The organism is Pedobacter sp. UYP24 (assembly GCF_054057295.1).
Map to the genome: position 1 here is coordinate 138,263 of NZ_JBSRZD010000007.1, position 21,269 is coordinate 159,531.

The 21,269-nt window shown below is 38.9% G+C and carries 21 protein-coding genes and 2 pseudogenes; 5 read left to right on the forward strand and 18 right to left on the reverse strand.

The features are described from left to right. Positions 1-42 precede the first annotated feature (42 nt). The 3 genes and pseudogenes from tnpB (ACVWYN_RS13530) to ACVWYN_RS13540 all read right to left on the reverse strand — a co-directional run. Positions 43-402 carry an IS66 family insertion sequence element accessory protein TnpB gene (gene tnpB, locus ACVWYN_RS13530; protein ID WP_457289399.1) on the reverse strand — a complete coding sequence of 120 codons (360 nt, stop codon included), beginning with the start codon at positions 400-402 and terminating at the stop codon, positions 43-45. Further along, positions 402-704: an IS66 family insertion sequence element accessory protein TnpA gene (gene tnpA, locus ACVWYN_RS13535; RefSeq protein ID WP_457289400.1), complete on the reverse strand. Its 303-nt coding sequence runs from the start codon at positions 702-704 to the stop codon at positions 402-404. Before tnpA (ACVWYN_RS13535) ends, tnpB (ACVWYN_RS13530) begins: the two co-directional genes overlap by 1 nt. A gap of 34 nt (positions 705-738) precedes the next feature. Beyond that, a pseudogene (locus ACVWYN_RS13540) lies at positions 739-1,023 on the reverse strand (ATP-binding protein); the annotation flags it as partial. A 70-nt stretch (positions 1,024-1,093) separates the two neighbouring features. Between ACVWYN_RS13540 and tnpA (ACVWYN_RS13545) the strand changes: the two are divergent. Continuing rightward, positions 1,094-1,378, forward strand: a complete 285-nt coding sequence (gene tnpA, locus ACVWYN_RS13545; protein WP_457289401.1) for an IS66 family insertion sequence element accessory protein TnpA — start codon at positions 1,094-1,096, stop codon at positions 1,376-1,378. A 2-nt stretch (positions 1,379-1,380) separates the two neighbouring features. Further along, complete coding sequence (gene tnpB, locus ACVWYN_RS13550) at positions 1,381-1,725, forward strand: IS66 family insertion sequence element accessory protein TnpB (protein WP_457289402.1); 345 nt, start codon at positions 1,381-1,383, stop codon at positions 1,723-1,725. Between the two features lie 23 nt (positions 1,726-1,748). Here the strand turns inward: tnpB (ACVWYN_RS13550) and ACVWYN_RS13555 are convergent. Continuing rightward, a pseudogene (locus ACVWYN_RS13555) lies at positions 1,749-1,976 on the reverse strand (transposase); the annotation flags it as partial. A 250-nt stretch (positions 1,977-2,226) separates the two neighbouring features. Between ACVWYN_RS13555 and ACVWYN_RS13560 the strand changes: the two are divergent. The 3 genes from ACVWYN_RS13560 to ACVWYN_RS13570 all read left to right on the forward strand — a co-directional run bounded on the left by ACVWYN_RS13560 (position 2,227) and on the right by ACVWYN_RS13570 (position 4,597). Further along, on the forward strand, positions 2,227-2,571 hold the full coding sequence (locus ACVWYN_RS13560) for a YciI family protein (RefSeq protein WP_457289403.1): 345 nt from the start codon (positions 2,227-2,229) through the stop codon (positions 2,569-2,571). Between the two features lie 62 nt (positions 2,572-2,633). Next, the gene (locus ACVWYN_RS13565; RefSeq protein WP_457289404.1) at positions 2,634-3,365 is read left to right on the forward strand and encodes an alpha/beta hydrolase; all 732 of its coding nucleotides are present in this window, start codon (positions 2,634-2,636) and stop codon (positions 3,363-3,365) included. Positions 3,366-3,367: 2 nt separating this feature from the next. After that, positions 3,368-4,597, forward strand: a complete 1,230-nt coding sequence (locus tag ACVWYN_RS13570; protein WP_457289405.1) for an RNA polymerase sigma factor — start codon at positions 3,368-3,370, stop codon at positions 4,595-4,597. Positions 4,598-4,794: 197 nt separating this feature from the next. Here the strand turns inward: ACVWYN_RS13570 and ACVWYN_RS13575 are convergent, their stop codons facing one another. From ACVWYN_RS13575 to ACVWYN_RS13640, 14 genes are all read right to left on the reverse strand, one after another. Further along, the gene (locus ACVWYN_RS13575; RefSeq protein ID WP_457289406.1) at positions 4,795-5,895 is read right to left on the reverse strand and encodes a Fic family protein; all 1,101 of its coding nucleotides are present in this window, start codon (positions 5,893-5,895) and stop codon (positions 4,795-4,797) included. A 315-nt stretch (positions 5,896-6,210) separates the two neighbouring features. After that, positions 6,211-6,657 (reverse strand): SRPBCC family protein, encoded by a 447-nt coding sequence (locus tag ACVWYN_RS13580; protein WP_457289407.1) that lies wholly within the window; start codon positions 6,655-6,657, stop codon positions 6,211-6,213. A 2-nt stretch (positions 6,658-6,659) separates the two neighbouring features. Continuing rightward, the gene (locus ACVWYN_RS13585; protein ID WP_457289408.1) at positions 6,660-7,238 is read right to left on the reverse strand and encodes a dihydrofolate reductase family protein; all 579 of its coding nucleotides are present in this window, start codon (positions 7,236-7,238) and stop codon (positions 6,660-6,662) included. Beyond that, entirely contained in the window at positions 7,235-7,798 is a 564-nt protein-coding gene (locus ACVWYN_RS13590) for a dihydrofolate reductase family protein (RefSeq protein ID WP_457289409.1), read from the reverse strand. Before ACVWYN_RS13590 ends, ACVWYN_RS13585 begins: the two co-directional genes overlap by 4 nt. Positions 7,799-8,108: 310 nt before the next feature. Next, the gene (locus ACVWYN_RS13595) at positions 8,109-8,498 is read right to left on the reverse strand and encodes a DoxX family membrane protein (protein ID WP_457289410.1); all 390 of its coding nucleotides are present in this window, start codon (positions 8,496-8,498) and stop codon (positions 8,109-8,111) included. A 74-nt stretch (positions 8,499-8,572) separates the two neighbouring features. Beyond that, positions 8,573-9,025, reverse strand: coding sequence for a VOC family protein (locus tag ACVWYN_RS13600; protein ID WP_457289411.1), 453 nt, complete (start codon positions 9,023-9,025; stop codon positions 8,573-8,575). Positions 9,026-9,177: 152 nt separating this feature from the next. Then, positions 9,178-11,247 carry a hypothetical protein gene (locus ACVWYN_RS13605; protein WP_457289412.1) on the reverse strand — a complete coding sequence of 690 codons (2,070 nt, stop codon included), beginning with the start codon at positions 11,245-11,247 and terminating at the stop codon, positions 9,178-9,180. Positions 11,248-11,516: 269 nt separating this feature from the next. Continuing rightward, positions 11,517-12,587 carry a Fic family protein gene (locus tag ACVWYN_RS13610; RefSeq protein ID WP_457289413.1) on the reverse strand — a complete coding sequence of 357 codons (1,071 nt, stop codon included), beginning with the start codon at positions 12,585-12,587 and terminating at the stop codon, positions 11,517-11,519. Positions 12,588-12,796: 209 nt separating this feature from the next. After that, positions 12,797-15,163, reverse strand: a complete 2,367-nt coding sequence (locus ACVWYN_RS13615) for a hypothetical protein (RefSeq protein WP_457289414.1) — start codon at positions 15,161-15,163, stop codon at positions 12,797-12,799. A gap of 14 nt (positions 15,164-15,177) precedes the next feature. After that, positions 15,178-15,891 carry a 3-keto-disaccharide hydrolase gene (locus tag ACVWYN_RS13620; protein WP_457289415.1) on the reverse strand — a complete coding sequence of 238 codons (714 nt, stop codon included), beginning with the start codon at positions 15,889-15,891 and terminating at the stop codon, positions 15,178-15,180. 1 nt (position 15,892) lies between these two features. Further along, positions 15,893-17,029 carry a glucuronyl esterase domain-containing protein gene (locus tag ACVWYN_RS13625; RefSeq protein WP_457289416.1) on the reverse strand — a complete coding sequence of 379 codons (1,137 nt, stop codon included), beginning with the start codon at positions 17,027-17,029 and terminating at the stop codon, positions 15,893-15,895. Between the two features lie 43 nt (positions 17,030-17,072). Continuing rightward, the gene (locus ACVWYN_RS13630) at positions 17,073-18,176 is read right to left on the reverse strand and encodes a beta-propeller domain-containing protein (protein ID WP_457289417.1); all 1,104 of its coding nucleotides are present in this window, start codon (positions 18,174-18,176) and stop codon (positions 17,073-17,075) included. Positions 18,177-18,200: 24 nt separating this feature from the next. After that, a complete protein-coding gene (locus ACVWYN_RS13635; RefSeq protein ID WP_457289418.1) occupies positions 18,201-19,730 on the reverse strand; it encodes a rhamnogalacturonidase in 1,530 nt (509 codons plus the stop codon). A 2-nt stretch (positions 19,731-19,732) separates the two neighbouring features. Next, positions 19,733-21,262, reverse strand: a complete 1,530-nt coding sequence (locus tag ACVWYN_RS13640) for a rhamnogalacturonidase (protein WP_457289419.1) — start codon at positions 21,260-21,262, stop codon at positions 19,733-19,735. Positions 21,263-21,269 lie beyond the last annotated feature (7 nt).

Here is a 21,269-nt window from a genome sequence, read left to right on the forward strand (position 1 = left end):
AAATACGCATTTTAGCCCAATCAGGCAAGATATTTCTTTATTTTATCCAGTCTTTTTTAGGCTAAAACGCTTACGCCGTTTTATACTTTTCAAACTTATACCACGTAGGATCAGCAGCAAGTCCTCACTGCTCATTTGCACCGAACTGGCCTGTGCTGTGGCAAGGGGAAGTTCATAAGTCCCTGCTTCCAGCCGCTTGTGATAAATTGCAAACCCGTCCCCTTCGAAGTGGAGTAACTTAACCATATTGCGCTTACGATTAAAAAAGATAAATATCTCCCCGCCGGTAGGATCAATGGAAAGTTCCCGTCTGACTGTGCCACTCAGGCTGTCCATTCCACATCGAAAATCAGTTATACCACGATAAATGTAATACCGGTAACCGGAATTCAGACTGAGCACTAGTCTAAAAGGCTTTTGATAAAGCCTGCCTCTACAGCGCCATGAAACTGAATACGCGTACCATCGGTACGGATGATCTCAACTTTACAATCAGAGGCGGGCTGTTTAATGGCTACCGATAGAAAACCACCCGATGATGCTTTGCCTTTGGTATCTCCTGAATCAAACTTTCGAACCCAATAATTGAACTTGTGAAAAGTAATCCCATGTAAGGTACAAAAGCCGATTTGGCTTAAACCACTTTGTTGCCAGTTTTGATAGTGGCTGAACATTTCCTGATGTAGCGCACTATTGTTTCTCATTTTCGCTATGTTTTAATAAAACAAAGCTACCTAATCAAGGTGTCTGGAAGAAGAGGGGAACGGCCGAACGCTTACGGAGCTGTGAGGTAATCATAGTTGAGCCGTTCCCGTACCTGTCTTCCAGAATATCCAGTAGGGCAATCCTGGCATCATTAGTCAATGGCTTGAGTCCAAAGTCGTCCAGGATCAGCAACTTATTTGCAGAGATTGCCCTGATCCATTTCAGATAAGAACCATCCAGCCTGGCCTGGGCCAGTGCCTCCAGAAATTTGTTCATACTGAAGTATTGTGTCCGGTAGCCCAGCAAACAGGCACTGCGGCCAAGTGCACAGTATCCGCCCTACAAAGTGCATATGTGATTAGTAAGTTGATCCATTTAGCTTTGCTGGATGAATATAGCAGAAGAAAAACGGAGCCATATGCTTTCCCTGGTTAGTCAATGGCGCAACAGTGATCAGACCCAACAAGAATTTTGTTCCTTTCATGGCATCAAGGTTGGCAAATTAGGTTATTGGATCAATATCAGTAAAGAAGAAAAAGGTTTATCTCGTTTTACGGAAGTTTTACCCAAAGGTAATTCCGTTCAAAAAATAGAAGTCATTTATCCCAACGGAGTTAAGGTCAATGCCGGCAGTGATCTTCATCTTATTGCCAGGCTGATCCATCTCTACTAAAGATGTTCTCGCTGGGATCTTCACATCGTTTTTACCTTTATAATTGCCATTGTGATATGAGGAAATCATTTGATGGGTTATGCGGATTGGTGAGCTCAAATATGCAGCGCTCATCTACAAGTGGTGAGGTTTTTGTATTTCTGAATCGAAGTCGGACACACATCAAACTGCTGCACTGGGAAAGTGGAGGCTTCGTACTCTACTACAAAAGGCTGGAATCGGGCACTTTCTCCCTACCCGTTAATAAGGATGTATTTGAATTGGAATGGAGGGATCTGGTGTTGATGATCGAGGGTATCCATATTGTAAAAAGCTCCTTGAGTATTCTATCCCCAAATTTAATATAAAGTTGTGAAAATGCTAATCCCTAATTATGTAATGGCATCGTCCATTTTTTGCTGATATTTTTAATAACCAGGTACATCATTTTCATTCATGCTTGTTCCGAAGAAAAAGCACCTTTAGTCTTTGTTATTTTGCGGATCTGGCGGACTCCCTCAATGGGATTAGTGGTATAAATGATCTTTCGGATCACATAATCATATTCAAAGAAGGCGGAGAAATTTACCCAGTTATCGAGCCATGACTTGCAGCTTAACGCTATCCGACCTACAAAGTGCATATGTGATTTGTAAGTTGATCCATTTAGCTTTGCTGGATGAATATAGCGGAAGAAAAACGGAGCCATATGCTATTTTATTTTAGCCCCCAATAAGTTCGGAGTATTATTGACCACTCAATATCAAAACAGCATACAGATTTTTTTAACTTTATATGTCCCTATTAACCAAATCAGATTGTTATTAGGTTATAATCTAAATATTTAATAACAATTTTAAATAAACAAAATGAAAGAGTACATTCTTATTTTCAGACATGAAAACGTGAACGGTAAAGTTTCACCTGAGCAAATACAACAATGGATGAAACAACAAATGGATTGGGTAAACAACATTGTTGCACAAAACAAATTTGTGAGCGGTACAGGGCTGTTATTTGACGATGCCAAAGTAGTCAATCACAATAAATTTGTTACAAATGGTCCTTTTGGAGATATTAAAGAAACACTTGGTGGCTACATTATTGTAAAAGCAGAATCTGCAGACGAAGCAGCAGAATTTGCAAAAGGAGCACCTATTTTACAAGGTGAAGGTAATACAGTAGAAGTGAGACAGATAATGCAACAAAAATAGGAAAGAAAAGGTTGTCTCAAACAGGCAACCTTTTTTGATATTTTCGAAATCAATGTTTTTAAATGAAAAGGAATTTAAAAAGGATAGGATACTTTATTTTATTGGTGTTAGTTATAGGTACTGTAGCTTTTTTTGTTTGGGCATCTTTTGGATATGATGCTGATAAAGAAGTGCTGTCAAATGCGTTAAAGAATCGAAACGTTATTATAGAAAACACTGATAAATATATTTCAATTACACCGTTCAACCATAAAAGTAATAAAGGATATATTTTTTACCCAGGCGCCAAAGTTCAACCAGAAGCATATATCTCAAAACTGTCTTCCATCGCGGTTTTCAATAATGTAGAAATCTTTATTCCTAAGATGTATAAGAATCTTGCATTCTTTGGTATTAATAAAGCGTCCGAAATTCAGAAACGGTTTCCTAAAATTACACACTGGTATATTGGAGGCCATTCTCTTGGTGGTTCTATGGCCTGCTTGTACGCCAGTAAGAACCATAAAAGTGTCGATGGCATTTTGATTTTCGGCACTTATAGTGGTACTGACATTTCAAAAGAAATGAAAAAAGTTAGAAGCATTAATGGCGAGCAGGATGGTGTGTTTCCAGAAGAGAAAATTAAAAAGCATAAAGATGAGCTACCAAATGATGCACAGATCATATTTATTAAGGGTATGAATCATTCAGACATTGGAAATTATGGTTTTCAATCAGGAGATCACCCTTCTAAATTAGCAAATAATGTTGTTATCGATGAACTTGTTAATGCTACAAAAGGTTTTTTTGAATAGTAATGGATAGCGATAAAAATGAATTGGTTCCCCATTTATTTAAAACAGAATACAGTAAAATGGTTTCTGTTCTAACCAAGTCATTTGGTCTTGCGTATATTGAAATCGCAGAAGATATTGTAAGCGAGACTTTTTTATCGGCACTTGATAGTTGGTCATATAAAAAAACGCCTAAAAACCCAACGGCCTGGCTTTATACCGTTGCTAAAAACAAATTGAGAAATCATTTTGCAAGAACCAATTCTTTTAGCAAAATCGTTTCTGGACAATTAACCAACAAAAATTTGCTAATTGAGATTGACTTTTCGGATGGTAATATATCTGATAGTCAGCTTCAAATGCTTTTTGCGGTTTGTCATCCGGCAATCTCCGCCGAATCACAAATTTGTTTGGCATTACGCATACTTTGTGGCTTAGGGCTAAATGAAATCGCAGACGCATTTTTATCGAACAAAGAAACAATTCACAAACGATTACAAAGGGCAAAAGGAAAGCTGCAGTCAGAAAAAATAAAGATTGAAATGCCTGATGATAAAAAAATTAATGAGCGGTTAAACAGCGTTATACAGACGATATATCTTCTATTCAGTGAAGGTTACTATTCAGAAAGTAACAACGCTATTGTTCGCAAAGACCTTTGCGTTGAAGCATTAAATTTAGCGTGTTTACTTTTGGACAATCCTATTACGAACAATCACGATACAAATAGTTTGATGTCACTAATGTGTTTTCACGCTTCACGTTTAGAAGCAAGGCAAACGCCAAATGGAAACATTGTGCTGTATGACGACCAAGACAGAACGCTTTGGGACACAGAGTTTATTGAAAAAGGATTTTATTATTTACAGCAAGCATCTAAATGGGAAATCACATCAACATACTATATTGAGGCAAGTATCGCTTATTGGCATACGGTTGAAAGCATAAATCCTGACAAATGGCCAAACATTTTGAATTTGTATGAAGTGTTATTGTTAGCTAACAATTCTCAAATAGTTGCCTTAAACAGAGTTTGGGCGTTCTCAAAAGTTTATGGAAATTTATCAGCCATAAGAGAAGCTAAAAAATTAGACTTAAAAACAAATCATTTTTACTTTATTCTTTTAGCAGAATTATACAAGTTTATTGACACTAACAAGACCAATGAATATTTGACAAAGGCACTTCATCTATGCAAAACAGAGACCGAAAAAACGATGATAAAGATCAAAATAGAAAAGTGTACCAGTTAGCGAGGCTCAAATGTAAAATATTGAGTTCCCTACTGGCAGTATTCACCGCTCAGCTAGTAAAAGACAGATTACATCAATACGTTTATAAACTTCTTCGATAGCGCTTGAACATCGCAATTGTAAAATTTGTTACCACATCATTGTTTTTCTACGGATAAATCACTTAACAGTCTTCGCCTAAGACCAAATAAATATAATTAATTCTCCATAAAATCTTCCTTTATGCGATAACTGGTACTCCTTCCTGCACCTTCTTGTATTAGAATTTCCTTTTTTAATAAATCTTGTATATCCCTTAGAGCGGTATCAGTTGATGTTTTTGTTATTTTAGCCCATTTGGAAACATTCAATTTTCCAAAGAAATCATCTAATAAAACCTGTAGCATTTTCAGCTGCCGGGCATTAAAATCTACAGCATTATTTCTTTCCCAAAATCTGGCCCGTTCTAAAGCTTTTTCAATAGTTTTTTCCGTGCTTTCCAAAGAACGATAAAGACACTCCAAAAACCAATCGAGCCAGGCGGTAATGTCCAAATCTCCTTTTTGTGTGCGTTCCAAAATTGTATAATACTCACTTCGCTCCTGTTGGATTTGAGCGGACATGGAATAAAAACGCTGAGAACTTTGATCTGCCCTAGCCAAAAGTAGATCGGCAATCGCTCTGGCAGTACGTCCATTTCCGTCGTCGAATGGATGTATAGTTACAAACCATAAATGTGCTATCGCAGCCTTAATTACCGCATCTAATTCCCTTTTTCCGTTAAGCCAATTTAGGAAGGTATGCATTTCCTCATCCAATCTCTCCGCCTCCGGAGCTTGGAAATGAACAATCTCCTTACCTATATATCCAGAAGTAACTTGCATCGGATGTTCTCGCCATGCGCCAACATTTATTTTGGACATCCCACTTCTTCCAGTGGGGAATAAAGCCGCATGCCAACCAAAAAGGCGTTCTTCTGTTAGTTCATCTTTATAGTTTTGGGTGGCATCCAACATCATTTCTACTACACCTTCCACATTACGTTCAACATGTGTAGCACCCGCAACATCTATCCCTAACCTTCTGGCAATTGAAGACCTAACCTGGTCGCGATTGAGCAATTGTCCTTCAATCTCGTTAGATTTTAAAACATCTTGTGTTAGCGTATATAATAAGGTTTCTTCTTGAAACTTAAACCCCAAAGCCTTAACCTGACCGAAAATTTTGCCTTGATGATGCCTGACTCTTCCAAGTTTTGCTGATAAACTATCTGCGTTCCAATAAAACTCAGGCCATTTCTCTAATTGATGCACATACATATCGTCGCAAATATGCGGTGAATATAAAGTTTAATTACCGCATTTCTAAAATTATAAGTAAGTCATGCGGTGATTACAGGAATTATTACCGCAACTATGCGTTGTTTAGGTATTTCTGTTTAATACTCAACAGAACATTTTGAAGTAAACAAGGCAAATTTTTTATTTTAACAACTTCAGTATTCACAGCAGTTACAACCTCCCGACAAAATTTAACCGACAATGGATAGCTATGATCGGTTCAAAAGCCCATTTAACAAAGCAATTGTGAAGTACTTGAAATAAAAAATGACTTACAGCTCCTCCCTACTCCACTTATGCGTCAGGAATCTCAGGTTCAACCAGTTTCTTTAGTTTTTCAAGAGATTCCTGCCATCCCAGATAGCACATTTCTACAGGAATTGCTGCAGGAATACCTTCCTGTACAATATGCAAGTCCGTTCCGCACAACACTTTCTTCAAGCGCACGGTAGTGATCATCTCTCCGGGCATATTTGGATCATCAAATCGATCTGTATATTTTATCAGCTCATTTGGGATGATTTCTAAGAATTCGCCACCAAAAGAATGGGAACTCCCGGTAGAAAAATTGAGAAAAGACATTTTGTAGGTTCCTCCTAGGCTAAAATCACTATGATCAACTACACAGATAAATCCATATGGGGGAATCCACGAAGAAAAAGCATTTATATTGGAAAAGGCTCGAAATACTTTCTCTGGCGACGCGGTTAAAACGCGATGTAATGTTACGGTGTTGCTCATGATTAGTTTTTATGTTTGTCCACTATGTAATTCAATTCGGTTACTCCGCACGTAAACTGATGCGTAGTTAATAGTTTTAGTTGTGCTTTTGCTGTGCTACCTGTAAACAGCGGAATACCTTGTCCCAAAATTATCGGATTAACAAAAAGCCAATAGCCATCAATTAAATTCTTTTCCATCAATGAATGTGTAGCTGTTGGGCTACCAAAAAGTAGGATTTCTTGATCTCCTTCTTGTTTTAGCTCATTTAGGCTATCCTTAAGGTCATCATTAATAATTAATGTGTTTTCCAAATCAGCACCTTTCATTGTTCTTGATAGCACAACTTTTTTAACTTTGCTATACCACTTTGAATGTTCAATGTCGTGCTGGGATGCTGTTGGTTTCTCTCCTGCTGTAGGCCAGTAACTTTCCATCATTTGATAAGTTACCCGGCCGTATAATGCAGTATTTCCATCGCTTATGCGATGACCTACATGTTCAAAAAGTTCTTCATCAACTTTAATCCAGTCCATTTCTCCGTTCGGGCCTGCTACAAAACCGTCAAGCGATATATGCATAAATGAAATTATCTTTCTCATATAGTTGTTCTTTTATTTATGGGTTCATAGTAAAGAATCACTGCCCCAGAATTAAAGGTTTTTGTACTTAACAGTTTAAGAATGGTCCTATCAATCATATTTTCAAATAAGGACGATCCCTTTCCAGCGATGACAGGGTGAATACACAGCTGGAATTCATCTATTAAATTTAGCTTTAATAATTGTATAATTAAACTCCTACTACCCACTAAAATATCTTTACCAGATTGTTGCTTTAGTGCTGCAACTGCTGCTTCAAGGGGCTCTGTCGACAAGCTTGCACTTTTCCATTCTACGTTTTCAAGCGTGTGAGAAAACACAAGTTTCGGAATGCGGTCCATGACCAGGGCGAAGTCGTCCATTGATTTTTCTCCCGATGGATTTTTCACCAAAGCTCGCCAGAATTCCATAAGCAGATAAGTTATCCGCCCATAAAGCACGGTATCTGCACTACTTAACAGATCAGCATAATGCTGATGTATCTCCTCATCCGGATTAACTGCCGTATGATCGCAAACCCCGTTAAGTGTCATATTGATTGCCGCAATTACTTTTCTCATATTTTAATACTTAACTATTTGCTTTAGCTAAAATAGAAATAGAATTATATAATCTGCTTTACATAGGTCAAGAAAAATGACAGGCAACAGTAGACTATCGGTGGAGAGCAGGACTGATGTAAATCAGTACTAGACAAGTTAGGAACTGCTTCGATATTTCTTCGATACAAAGACCATACTTCTACACAAAAAGGGTACCTTTTTGTGTAGAAGTATGGTCTGAATATGGTTCTTGTATGGTATTTGTGTGAAGGCAGACTAAAATAGTATCCTTCTAAGTTGCTTTTAAAGGTCCTTGATAGGAATTAAATTAATCAAGCAAAGGCAGATATTTTCTTTTGTTTTCAACCATTATCCAGATTAGAATAGCCCATAAAATAAATACTATCGGCAAACCACTACTGTCTTGGCAAATATTAGTAAGTGTTATACCAACCATTATAGGGAAAATTACCAATGCACCAAGTGCCCTCGTTTTTGGAATAATTATTAGCACTCCACCAACGATTTCTGCAAGTCCAACAAGTGGTAAAAGCCATCCGATTTCCATAAATGCTGCCATCGCTTTTACCATCTTTTCTGGTAACTTTTCTGGCATAGGCATATAATTGAGGAATTTATTAAGACCTGCGTTGATGAACATTAGCCCAAACAAGAGTGCCAATAAAAATAAGATTCTGGATTTAATTGAATTTTTCATTTTTGTTTAATTTTTGTATTTTAAGATGGTTAAGATTACTAATTTACTTATAGCCTGATGAGTTAAGTATGCAATTATTTTTTACCAATTTCTTCTGCCAGTCCAACAAGAAGTCCTTCAGCTCCCCTAATATAACACAATCTGTAGGAGTTTTCATATTGAACTACTTCTCCAACAAGTTGAGCACCATGTTTGATCAGTCTGGCTACCATTTCATCAATGTCCTCAACGGTAAACATAACACGTAAATAACCAAGTGCATTTACAGGCGCATTCCTATGATCTGATATGGTGGATGGTGTTATGAATTTCGAAAGCTCCAATCGACTGTGACCATCTGGAGTAATCATCATGGCAATCTCTACGCATTGAGAATCAAGTCCTGTAACACGGCCAGCCCATTCGCCTTCTACTTTTCCCCGACCTTCGAGCTTTAAACCAATCTCTGAGAAAAAAGAAATTGCATCGTCTAGAGATTCTACCACGATGCCAACGTTGTCCATTCTTAATAATTTGTTATTTGTCATTGTTTTAGTCTTTCTAAGGTTACAATCTGTTTGGGCGCATAAGTCTCTAACATGGGCGAGTGTTTTTATAATTGCTCACCAATTTTGCTTTAGCTAAAATAGAGACAGAAAGATTAAAACCACTTTACATAGGTAAAGAAATGCCAGAATACTTAATTCTTAAGCGCTGCAATCTTTACATTTTTGATTCCCGTTTCTTCCGACCGTAACAACAGTTTTTCGATCTTTAAATCCGGACAGAAAGCGATCATGGTGCGTTGCCCTGCAATTTCTGTGTCTATCTGTGAACCACCAAATTTATCTTCATACTTTACAATGATGCGAACGGTAAACGGTTTATCTGTATTGGCCAAATTTTCGATAGCGTAATTGCGCGCAGCACTTGGAGAACCACCCGCTCTTAATGATTTCTCTGGCGAAGAGAAATGCTGAAAGTATCCTTTTCCGTATTGTGCGATTTTTGCAATTGGGTTAAGCTGGACTTCACAGGCATGATTTTCACCATCTCTACCTAGAAAAAGTGCGCCTAATTTCCCTTTTAGATCTTTACCTGGTTCTACATCAAATGTTAACAGGAAAGAGGAAGATCCGGTAGCAAAAGTGGAGGTTTTCTTAACTTCTTTGGTCAACAGTTTTTCATTAAGGGTTGCAGGTATGATCTCCTTCATCCATTTTGTTCCAATTCTACCATCAGCAGATTGGATCATTTCATGTATAGTTAGTGAACCGCCCCAGCCTGCCATGGGGATCCAACCGGCTAATAAGAAACGGCCATCTTTTATTTTTGTCACCGCCGGCACATTCATTCCGTTGTAAAAATCTAACCCGGCTTTAACTCCATCTGCAAATTTATCTTCGGATGCGGTAGCTGGTTTCGACCAAAAGCCGGTAAAGCCTCCTATTACATAATCGTAATTTCCCCAACGGAAAAAGAAAGTGCAATCACCGCCCGGAGGGAAGTTTGGATTGAGAGAGCGCCACCCGCCCACTATTGATTCTGATCCCCAGGTTCCTTTCGCTCCATAGTTAGCCAACATGCGTAAGTGTCCTTCGGGGTCGGTGTAAACACTTGGGTTTTCGCAGGGATGGAATAAAATTTTTGTTTTTTTGAATTTACTGACGCCATCTTCACTAACCGAATAAGTAGATCCGGCCGGATAGCCAGGAATAGTATCATAACGGAAAGAACCTGTATAGCCATGTTTATTGTAGTAATCCCATTGTAAAGGCAACATGGTTTGTTCCTTGGGATAGATCCGTGTGGTGTGAAGACCGTAGCTCAAACTAAGTTTATTGTCGAATATAAAAGGTGTACCGGTACCAATTGTTTCCCATTGTGCCTCTATTGGAGTTGCTGCCTCATGTTCAGTCCATGTTTTGAAATCTGTTGTGGAGATGTGCTCGAAGTAATGGCCACCTTTCCCAAACTTACTACTATGGCCACGGCGGTCAAACAAATAAAATATATGATAACGACCTTTGTAGTAAAACGAAGCTACGTCGCCCACCCAGGCGTTATGGGCCTGAGGTGTCCAATATTGGATCTCGTTTGAAACACGGGGTTTCTTTAAGGCTACTCTTTGTGGTTCGATGCCGGGGAAGAAAATCTCTGCACTGGAAACCAATGATGGATTTATTTCCCAAGTGGTTTTAGCTCCCCATTTTGGATAACCTATAGGAAAGTCGTTGTCCAACAATTCATTGTCGACATACATAGTCCATCTAACGCCGGAGAAATGAAGCACCACCTCATGTTCTCCTTCTGGTTTCGCCAACATGGCCAATGGAATACCTATAGGCATGTCTCTTGGGCCCGCAGGTTCTAATGGTGGATAAAGCCTAAGTGCTGCTTCTAATACCGGAACTGAACCATCTGGCCTTGGATAAGCCGGATAGTTTTGAATTTTTCTATCCGTCGGACTATGCTGGGAGGTGGTCAAAGTGAGCACGCCTGGAATGTTAAGGAGATTGATAGCAGCGCTTACCGTTTTTAAGTTAACCCGCATTTTGATGGTAAAGCTACTGCTGTCAGATGGCACGCTAAATATCGCCTTGTTCTTTTGCAGCGAAAGGGTACTTAGTGCTTTCCCTCCAGAAAATTGCCAGGGAGTAGCGCGTAATATAAGTTGAACACCATGTTTTTTTTGAGCAGATGCTTTAAAAAACATAATGCATATGATCGTCAATGTGAGCAATAAGTAAGGGAATATTTTGATTTTCATTGGTTATTGTTTAAATCACTCAGCAATATCTATCTTTTATACTGATTTAAAACGATATTCAGTGCTTTTTTACGAAATCGTTATCGTCAAAAAAAGACTCTTGATTCTGTTCAATCATAACGTACAAAAACACAGAATCAAAAAAGATTACATTATGATTGAAGCTTTTGTTATTACCGTTCCATTTTCACGGCTTACTTAATCAAAGGCGTAAACAATGATAGTTGTCAAGCGTAAGTATCTGCCCTAAAAAATAATACAGTAATCGTTTACCGCTTCGTTAGTAACGCGAATAAATCTTCATTAATGTAATAGTTTCCAGTCCCTAATTTTTCTTTTCTCAGCATTTTATCTTCTGCCAGTTTATTTAAGTAGTTTCCGGCAGTTAATCTCGATACGCCTAAATCGTTCACCAAAAACTCAATTTTAGTATAGGGGTGTTTAAATAGATTGTTTAATAAGTCCTGACTGTAAAATTTATAATTGTCTCTTAGCTTATGCTTAAAGTCCAACATCAAGTCTTTTATTTTGATAATCAATTCTATAGTTTCCCTAGCGGTAATTTCAATGCCTCTTATCATAAACAAAAGCCATTCTTCCCATAAGTTTTCATCTCTTACCTTTTGTAACAGCCGATAATAATCAGCTTTATGCTTGATAATATAATTACTCAAGTACAGTATGGGTAGATTTTGCAGGCCTTCCAAAATCAGATATAGAATATTTATAATTCTTCCGGTGCGTCCATTTCCATCATAAAATGGATGTATACTTTCAAATTGAAAATGAATCATTGCCATCTTTATTAATGGGTCGCAATCCTGCATTTCTGAATCATTGATGTATTTTACTAAATTGGACATCAACTGGTTTATTTGTTCGTAATCCTGTGGTGGTGTATACACTACCTCCCCGGTAACAGCATTTTTGAGTGCAGTTCCAGGAAGTTTTCTAAATCCAGCATTATTATCTTCTAAAGTTTCTTGAACTTCAATAATAGTTCTGTTGGTTAATAAATTATCCTTTTTAATGAGTTCGAATCCTTTTTTTAATGCTAATATATAATTCTGCACTTCTTTTGCTTCCATTGATTTGAACGCGTCAAGATTAAGTTCAGATTTATATAAATCATCATGTGTAGTAATGATGTTTTCAATAGCAGAACTGTCCTTTGCTTCTTGAAGTCCTAAAGTGTTTATTAAAATGCTTTGATTAGGAATTGTTGAAGCTATACCTTTCAATTCTGCCAAAGCTGCATGTGCAGCCGGCAATGCTTTCAAAACTTTTACGGTTTCCAACTCTATTGCTAAAGGAAGCTTATCTAATGTCCAGCCTTGCATATGTAAAGAAATTTAAAAAACTCATACAAATATAACATGTTATGTAAAGGAAATGGAAAAATCTTTACATAAACAATTGCCTATATATAAAAAATGCAACATCAAAAAAGCGGAAGAACTTTTGGTGAGCATCAGATTGAAATTTTTTCAGTAACAAGGCTGAAAAGTTTAAGGTGAGCATTGCAATCTCACCTAATAAAATTTGTCGGTTATTTTTGATAAAGTGTTAGACGTATCTTTTTGTTTGGGTCTTTAGACCAGATCCAGGCTTGGGGATCGATATTAAGATTTTCCGGATCATTGGCTAACACAAAAATTTCTATCTCTTTATTCAAATAGCTGTCTTTAAGGGGTATGTAGTACGTATAATTCTGATCTTGCTTAACGTTAATATGTTCCCAGGTATTAGATGGATAAGAAGTGGAACGATCGGGTGCGCCAATGTATTCCCCGTTAATCTTAGCAGCTACATAAGCTCCTTCTACACCATGTTTTCCGTTAAGGGCAATGGTTAAATAACTGTTAGCTGCAAGTTCAGACAGTTTTATAGTAGTTTTCCATGCTTTTTTAGTACCCATTTTATTTGCCGGTGAAAACAAATTTGAGGCTCGCCATAAAGCTCTGTCTACTGATATGCCTTTATATATTCCCTCTATCTCAACCAACTGTTGCGGTGAACTGCCAAACCTGAAATAACGTACGGAATCATTAATGGTGATATGGCTGGTAATACCGGCTATATAGGTAAGCTGTTTCCAAGTTTTCAGATCATTTGAAACTTCTACATAATTTCCTTCCTGGGGCAATAGCGGTTGTAAGGCAAACTCATTGGGTACTTTCAACAACAATTCATCTAACGCGGTTACTTTGCCCAAGTCGAGCCTTAACATACCACCATTTACTTTTTGCTGATATTTTTGAGAAACCCAAAACCCGGTTTTCATATCACCGTCAAATAAATTTTTATCCCATACGCCACGCTTAATAAAAGTTTCCTGTTCAAAAAAAGCATCCCTTGCCTGCTTTACTTCCAAAATATGTGTATCACCCGAACGCTGTAGCGAACGCACCTCTAAAGCATTATTATCCGCAGCAAATACCGTAGCCTCATATAATGCTGCAGCATCTTCAGGTATGGTAATAGGAGTAAAATTATTTAACTTTCGGTATGGACTAAGTTTTAATTTGGTCCCGCCAAAATGAATATTTCGTTTTAAATTTACACCATTGGGTAACACTGCCTTTTTATATTTTTCAGGATGCGCCACAGAAATGAAAGCATCAGTACCAGGAGCGCCAACCAAATCAATGATCACCGGTTGGCCCGGTACATTTTTAACTACATTAAAACGCGATCCGGTAATCAAAGGATCGGTATAATCTACCGTTGTAGCAATAAATAATGTCGACTTAAAAGGCTCTATTTTAACTGATACCTCTGCGTCAGAAGCATAGCTTCCCAAGTATTCTTCCTGAGGATGAATTTGAACTAGCTTAACTGCTTTGCCTTTTTCTAATCCAATTTCTTCTCCAAGTTTGATTTGTCTTGTCTGCGTTGTCCAGCCAAGATTTTTCATAGTGATCAATCGGATCGTGCCATCACCTCGTGAAACCGCATCAGCTCCATATTTTTCAGATGGTAATATTTTACCGTTGATCAATATGCTGTTGTATTTGCGATGGATGTTGTAAATACGGGCTAGTTTTGGGTATTCAGCATCACTTAATAACCAAGGATTACCATAGATCTCCGGCGAGAGTATCAAACTCCGATTAAACGCTTGTAAGATTAGGTCATCATCCCAATTGTCCAAACAAGATGACAGACAGACTCCGTGGTCTTCAGTTAGTCGTTGAAGGCCGGGAACCTCGCCACGGGCAAGCGCCCCTGCGCGGTGATGAGGAGCAGTTGTACTATTGGCCAAAAAAACATCAATATAAGTTTCTGTGCCGCCCCACAAAAACGTTGTCGCATAAGGCAGTCCTTTAGTCAACCCGAGCCGATGATTCAGCAAGATCAGATCCGGGCTGTATTTACGGCTGTCGACCATCATTTTGATAAAAGCATCCTCTTTCTCCGGTCTTAAAGGGCCGCAAACTGCATCAAATTTATAGAGTGCAAAGTTATAATCTTTGCAAAGTTTAACCATTTGATCTATCCGTTGCTGTTGTTCTTCCGGCGTGTTGCCAAAACCGTCTGGTCCGCCCCAAACACCCAGGCGGAAGTCCATATCTTTGGCTTGCTTGTATAACGGATCAAACCCATTGGGAAACTGCTTTTTAAAACGATCTGAATAAATGCTGCCGTAAAAGTTTTTCCCATCTATAGCACCCGCATCAAAAGCATAGATATCCAGTTGCATACCGTAATCTTTCTTTAACCAGTTAAAAAAGTTAAAGTTGATCAAGGTTTGCTTTTCGGTTGGTCCCTCATTAGTATTGTTGATCCAACTGAAATATTGCGCTTTAGACGGTGTCTTTTCGTCTGCACCGGCAAATACTTTTTGTTGCGCGTAAAGGCCAGATGTACTTATAGAAAAACAACAAATGGCAGCAAAAAATCTTAGACCTTTCATGTGATATTTAGCGATCAATTAAGCACTTTTATTTTTATATTTTTAAAACTTACTTCATTACCGTGGTCCTGCAATAAGATGTGCCCTTTTTTAGCTTCCCCAAAATTCGGCCATTTAGCATATTTACTTTGAGCAACCAATGCTTTAAACGAGGAAGAACTACGCTCGTATTCTAAAACTTTTACGCCATTTAAATAATGTTCCACATGATTGTTGGGATATACTATGATGCGTCCGTGATTCCATTCGCCAATTGGTTTGATAATTGATTTTGATTTTTTGCCTTTGATCAGATCATATAACGATGCCAGAGTCCGGTCGCCATCCCTGCCGAGTTTGGCATCAGGGTGACGTTCATCATCCAATATCTGGTATTCTAAGCCAATGGCAGAACCGGCAGATTTTTCGGCCAGCGTTACAAAATATTTTATACCACTATTTGCCCCTGGTGTAAGTTTAAAATCAAAGACCAGATCAAACGCGCTATATTCTTTATCAGTAACAATATCACCATAAGTAACTGCTTCTTTTCCGCCGCTGGCTTGAATAGTAATTACGCCATCTTTGATCTCCCAGCCCTTTTCTGGGAAAGATGTTCCATTAGCTAGATGCCATCCCTTGCCATTAACACCATTAAATAGGGGAACGTAACTGCCTTTTTTATTTTGTGCATTTACGGTTACAAAACAGGCCAATAAACCCGTTAAAACAATAGTTGATTTTTTCATTTTATTTAAAATATTTCTTTGCAAATTCTATAAAAATTGGCCAGTCAATTGAATCTGTATGGCCACCCTCATGTAAACGGAATGCTAATTCGCTATTGATAAGGGAAACATCTGGCGATGGTAATTGGGTTACGGGAATGCCTGTTTTACCTAATAACGTATAAACCGGTGTTGCAGCAACACAAGCTTTAAATTCGCCTAAAGGATCAGCCCAAATGTCCTGCGTTCCACCAGTAATGAATAATGGACGCGGTGCTACCAGTGCCATCATCTCATGAGCATCAAAATAGTCTAAAGCCCTGCTTAGGCCCCAGCTCCAGGCTCTTAGAACACCCCACTGTTCCGGCCTTCTTAGTTTACCCTTATTCATCAATCCAATAATACCTGCACTTAACCCCGCCCCATTATCAGCTTGTATAGCATTGGTATCAAATATGGCTACGGCCCAGCCTGTACTATTCATCAACTTAATAGTTTGTGCATCACCAATTGTGTTTGATGAAGCTATAACCATTAAAGGGACCGGTCCTGCTGCCTTAACCGGTAAATACAAAACCATTTTAATGACAGGTTGCGCAGCCGGATAAGCAGAATTATCAATACGGCCGGTAATGGTTTTTTTAATGGCGGTACCATCCAATGCATTATTATCGATATCACTTGTTTCAAAGGCTATTTTAGGGGTATTTTTTGGAATACGACCAAACACATGGGTTTCGTAATCATTCACTATTTCGGGGCGGCGCTGCTGCCACCACGTTTTAGCATCGGTAACCTGTTTGCCGTTTTTTAAAACCAATGGATCGGGCAAAGTGTATTCGTTAGCGCTATCTTCACTATAATTTACCCAAGCACCCCAAGACGAGCGGGTAAGCGACTGGCCTCTTGAATCGACATAGCCCCTACCATTAGTTTTTAGGGTTGAATTTTTGGGTCGCATTGGATCTTCTGCCATTGGTGGAAGAACTGGTAATTTAATACCTAAGCTTTGCAGTGTTTGCTGATAATTTTCTTTGGTTAAAGAATCGGTTTTTGCCCTTTCTTGTGCAGCCTGTGCCTTTGGAGGAACTTGCGCAAGCGTAACATTAGCAACCAAGGTTGTTAATGTTACGAATGTTATTTTATAATGATTACTCATCGGTATACTGGCTGTTGTTTTTATTATAGCATCTAATGTACCATTAATGTTCTGATTGTCCCGGTATTTCAGGTATACCCGGATCGTCTAAAACTTGCACTGCTGTACCGTCGCCTACGGTTTGCCAATCATGCAGTACCCAAACTACTTTTTTATCTCGGGTAACTTCAATCATTTGCGGACCTTTGCCTCCTTGGCCGCGTGAGGCAAAAATGGTATTGCCATTAGCCAGCCTGGTACAGCTTTGTGGCGCCGAAGTAAACTGATATTCGGTTGGCAGGTCTGTTTTACAATTGAATTCCCAAACGGTTTCGCCTTTGGTATTTACTTCTCGGGTAGCATTGTCAGTTTCGTCTGTAATTAAAGTATTGCCGTTTTTTAATCTCAGGGCAGCCCAGGGTTTGGTAGATTTGTAGCTCCATATCTCTTTGAAATTCTTATCGTATTCTACAACACGACCTTGGTTAAGTAATGAAACCAGGTAGGTACCTTGTGCGGTATAACGAGCCCTTCTAATCTGAGGATGAATATCACCAACTGTTGCCGGCTGGTTAGACGGAAGCACCTGTTCTACTTCAACCTTACCAGTTTTAATGTTAACCACAAATAATTTTGGAGGCAGGCCATTTACGACAAACATAACCTTGTCTAAACCAATAGGCTGGCAGGCATGCACCTCGGTATGCTCCATTCCTTTGGAGTTATTGCAGTCGTAACGCCAAAGTACCTTCTTGTCTGGTGTTATTAAAGCAATATATTGCATACGTGAAAACAAAATGTTGCCATTTGACAACATCCACACATCGTCAAACTCAGGTCCTTTACCAGTATTGTAAGTCCAAATCACTTTGCCATTTTTCACTAATGACATTCTATTGCAGTTTTCGCCAACATATAACATGGGATGTTGCGCCAAGCCTTTTCCGGGCAGGTTTGCAGGTGTTGGCTCTGTTGAATTTATTAGTGGCGCAAACTCTTCTTCTGGAGCCATTGCAGGGACATTGGCTGCCGTGAATAAGTGAAGCACATCCATGCATGGGGTTGCTGAAGTCTTTTTAGATGTGCTTTTGGCGTTCTGTGCACTAAGCCATTTTGGAGAAACAGTTACACATAACGCAAAAAGAAGACTGATTTTGATAACTCTCATAATGTTTAAATATTTGGTTAATAGTTATAATTGTTTTTTACCAACTTCTATTAATTGGGTATTGGGAATTTTATCGTTATTAAAAAGGTTGAACTTTTTTACCTGGGTCAACATAAACATTGGCACCCCATCAGCTTTTTGTGCACGCACGTGTTGAAAGTCTGCACCATCTACATTATCCAGAATAAATGCAGGCCTAAGGTCCTCCTTCATGAAGCTTACTTCCACATTACTCATTTTTAGGTCTTTAACATTTCTGATAAAAAAACCATAAGCAGGTGTAATTCCCCAGCGATTGGGGTCGGGATAGCTGTCTATTAAGGCAGGCACTTCTCTTTTGGCTTGGGCTTTGGTGCCACCTCCTTTAAAATAGATATGAATATTGTCTAATGTAAGATCTTCAATATCATGTCCAGGTATCCCGCTGATGATGGCAGCTTGTTCACCAGTTACTTCAGAGGCGATAATATTACTAATCATTACCCTGCGCAATTGACTGTAAGGGGAATCTTTAGGTCCGCGCATACGGGCTCCTAATCGTACAAAAATAGGTGCATTCAAAATATCGCGCATGGTCAAGTTGCTAATGGTGATGTCTTCTAAAACAGCTCCATCAACAGTTTCGAGGGCTAGGCCACGACAATGATCAAACGTGCAATTAGTTATCGTTATATTTTTGAAGCCTCCATTTGATTCTGTCCCTAATTTAATGCGACCACTTGGGTCTTTCCTTCCATTTTTTTGATAAGTGCCATCTAAAAAAGTACCCTCGTTATAACCTGATACCTGGCAATTGGTAATGGTTACATTTTCGGTGGCACGAGGATAGTTCAGGGCGTAATCACTTTTTAAAACAATAGCATCATCACCAGGGGCATTTATACTGCAGTTTGAAATACGTACATTTTTGCTTGATACCAGGTCAATACCATCGCGGTTGGTATCCATTTTAATGTTATCGATGGTCGCATTATCAACAGCGGTGAGGAGAAAGGCATACCAGCCGCCATAAAAAACGGTAAAGTCTTTTAATATTACATTTCGGCAAAGCTTTAAGCTAATCGCTTTATTGGCATAACCATCATTTTTTTTTTCTTGATCGTCTCTGATCAAACCACCTTTACCTGAAATCCGTCCCGGACCAGTTATAGAGATATCATGTAGATTTACACCAACAATTAAGCTATTGTTAAAATGACTGTGTCCAAAATCCTGGTACAAATCATTATCACTTTTTTCGGGTAAATCGTATTTAACCGTTTCGCTGGTAGTTGCCGCAACGATGGTGGCACCTTGGTCTAAATATAATCCAATATTACTTTTAAGGTGAATGGTTACCGATAGATAGTTGCCGGCGGGGAAGTAAACTGTACCACCTCCCACTTTCGCAGCTGCGCCAATTGCTTTCTCAATGGCCTTGGTGTCTAAATTTTTGCCGTCTCCTTTGGCACCATATTTTTTCACATTATAGACTGGTGCCTGCGCAGAGGCAGGGCTAGCATTTAAAAGAAGTAAGAGAAATATCCCAGTTAAGTTGCGATATAATAATGTCATAATTACAATTGTTGTTTATCAACAGTAGCCAGTTTGGTATTTGGAAGCTGGCCACTGTTAAACAGGTTAAAATTCTTTACCTGTTTAAACATAAACATCGGCACTCCATCAGCTTTCTGAGCACGGATATGCTGAAAATCTGCACCATCTACATTGTCTAAAACAAAAGCGGGGCGCAGGTCCTCACTTGAATAGCTCACTTCAACATCACTCATCTTTAAATCTTTAACGTTCCTGATAAAAAACCCATACGCAGGTGTTATACCAAAAGAATCCGGTTCAGGGTAGTCTTTTATTAATGCAGGAACTTCTCGCGCCGCCTGTATTTTAGTGCCGCCGCCTTTAAAATAAATATGAATATTGCTTAAGGTCAGATCTTCAATATCATGTCCTGGTATGCCACTGATAATAGCACCTTGATCGCCCGTTACATCATAAGCTATAATATTGCTGATCATTACCCGGTGAAGCTGACTATATGGAAAATCTTTAGGGGCACGCTGGCGGGCCCCTAACCTGATAAATATAGGTGCGTTGTTGATATCACGCATGGTTATATTACTGATAATAATGTCCTCTAATGCCGCACCGTCAACAGTTTCCAGCGCCAAACCTTTGCAATGGTCAAAAATACAGTTAGTTATGGTAATGTTATTATAGCCGCCGTTGGACTCGGTACCCAGTTTAATACGGCCTTGTGGGTGTTTTCTGCCGTCCTTTAAATAAGTTCCGTCTAAAAAAGTACCCTCATTGTAGCCTGAAACCTGACAATTGGTTATGGTTACGTTCTCTAAGGCACGTGGATAATTCAATGAGAAATCACATTTCAATACCAGGGCGTCATCGCCGGGGGCATTGATAGTGGTATTTGAAATACGAACATTCTTGCTTGAGATCAGATCAATTCCATCACGACCGGTATCCATCTTGATGTTATCGATAGTGGCATTATCAACCGCCGTTAGCAAAAAGCAAAACCAGCCGCCATGAAAAATGGTAAAATCCTTTAATGTTACATTGCGACAAAGTTTAAGCGCAAGCGTTTTATTGCCAAAACCTTCATTTTTACCGGGTTTACCTTCATCTTTTACCAGGCCCTTTCCCCATATCCGACCCGGCCCAATAATGGAGATATCATGTAAATTTTCGCCAACAATTAGACTGTTGTGGAAATGACTGTGTCCGTAATCCTGGTAGGTTTCATTTTCACTTTTTTCAGGCAAGTCATATTGAATACCCTCTCCTGTAGTGGCCGCAACAATAGTGGCTCCCTGATCAATATATAAAGCTACGTTGCTTTTTAAATGAATAGTAACCGACAAATAATCGCCTGCTGGGAAATAGACAGTTCCGCCTCCTGCTGCGTTAGCCGCATCAATAGCCTTGTCAATGGCTTTGGTGTCTATATTTTTACCGTCGCCTTTTGCCCCATATTTTTTAACATTATAAACCGGCGCCTGTGCCGAAGCCTGATTAACAGTTAAAAGTAGCAAGATAAATATCCCGGTTAATTTTGTGTATGAAGTGTTCATAGGTAAT

Coding starts and splice junctions, on each gene's coding strand:
- tnpA (WP_457289400.1), bottom strand. CDS start 704: ATGAGAAACAATAGTGCGCTACATCAGGAAATGTTCAGCCACTATCAA.
- tnpA (WP_457289401.1), top strand. CDS start 1,094: ATGAATATAGCAGAAGAAAAACGGAGCCATATGCTTTCCCTGGTTAGT.
- tnpB (WP_457289402.1), top strand. CDS start 1,381: ATGTTCTCGCTGGGATCTTCACATCGTTTTTACCTTTATAATTGCCAT.
- ACVWYN_RS13560 (WP_457289403.1), top strand. CDS start 2,227: ATGAAAGAGTACATTCTTATTTTCAGACATGAAAACGTGAACGGTAAA.
- ACVWYN_RS13565 (WP_457289404.1), top strand. CDS start 2,634: ATGAAAAGGAATTTAAAAAGGATAGGATACTTTATTTTATTGGTGTTA.
- ACVWYN_RS13570 (WP_457289405.1), top strand. CDS start 3,368: ATGGATAGCGATAAAAATGAATTGGTTCCCCATTTATTTAAAACAGAA.
- ACVWYN_RS13575 (WP_457289406.1), bottom strand. CDS start 5,895: ATGTATGTGCATCAATTAGAGAAATGGCCTGAGTTTTATTGGAACGCA.
- ACVWYN_RS13580 (WP_457289407.1), bottom strand. CDS start 6,657: ATGAGCAACACCGTAACATTACATCGCGTTTTAACCGCGTCGCCAGAG.
- ACVWYN_RS13585 (WP_457289408.1), bottom strand. CDS start 7,238: ATGAGAAAGATAATTTCATTTATGCATATATCGCTTGACGGTTTTGTA.
- ACVWYN_RS13590 (WP_457289409.1), bottom strand. CDS start 7,798: ATGAGAAAAGTAATTGCGGCAATCAATATGACACTTAACGGGGTTTGC.
- ACVWYN_RS13595 (WP_457289410.1), bottom strand. CDS start 8,498: ATGAAAAATTCAATTAAATCCAGAATCTTATTTTTATTGGCACTCTTG.
- ACVWYN_RS13600 (WP_457289411.1), bottom strand. CDS start 9,025: ATGACAAATAACAAATTATTAAGAATGGACAACGTTGGCATCGTGGTA.
- ACVWYN_RS13605 (WP_457289412.1), bottom strand. CDS start 11,247: ATGAAAATCAAAATATTCCCTTACTTATTGCTCACATTGACGATCATA.
- ACVWYN_RS13610 (WP_457289413.1), bottom strand. CDS start 12,587: ATGCAAGGCTGGACATTAGATAAGCTTCCTTTAGCAATAGAGTTGGAA.
- ACVWYN_RS13615 (WP_457289414.1), bottom strand. CDS start 15,163: ATGAAAGGTCTAAGATTTTTTGCTGCCATTTGTTGTTTTTCTATAAGT.
- ACVWYN_RS13620 (WP_457289415.1), bottom strand. CDS start 15,891: ATGAAAAAATCAACTATTGTTTTAACGGGTTTATTGGCCTGTTTTGTA.
- ACVWYN_RS13625 (WP_457289416.1), bottom strand. CDS start 17,029: ATGAGTAATCATTATAAAATAACATTCGTAACATTAACAACCTTGGTT.
- ACVWYN_RS13630 (WP_457289417.1), bottom strand. CDS start 18,176: ATGAGAGTTATCAAAATCAGTCTTCTTTTTGCGTTATGTGTAACTGTT.
- ACVWYN_RS13635 (WP_457289418.1), bottom strand. CDS start 19,730: ATGACATTATTATATCGCAACTTAACTGGGATATTTCTCTTACTTCTT.
- ACVWYN_RS13640 (WP_457289419.1), bottom strand. CDS start 21,262: ATGAACACTTCATACACAAAATTAACCGGGATATTTATCTTGCTACTT.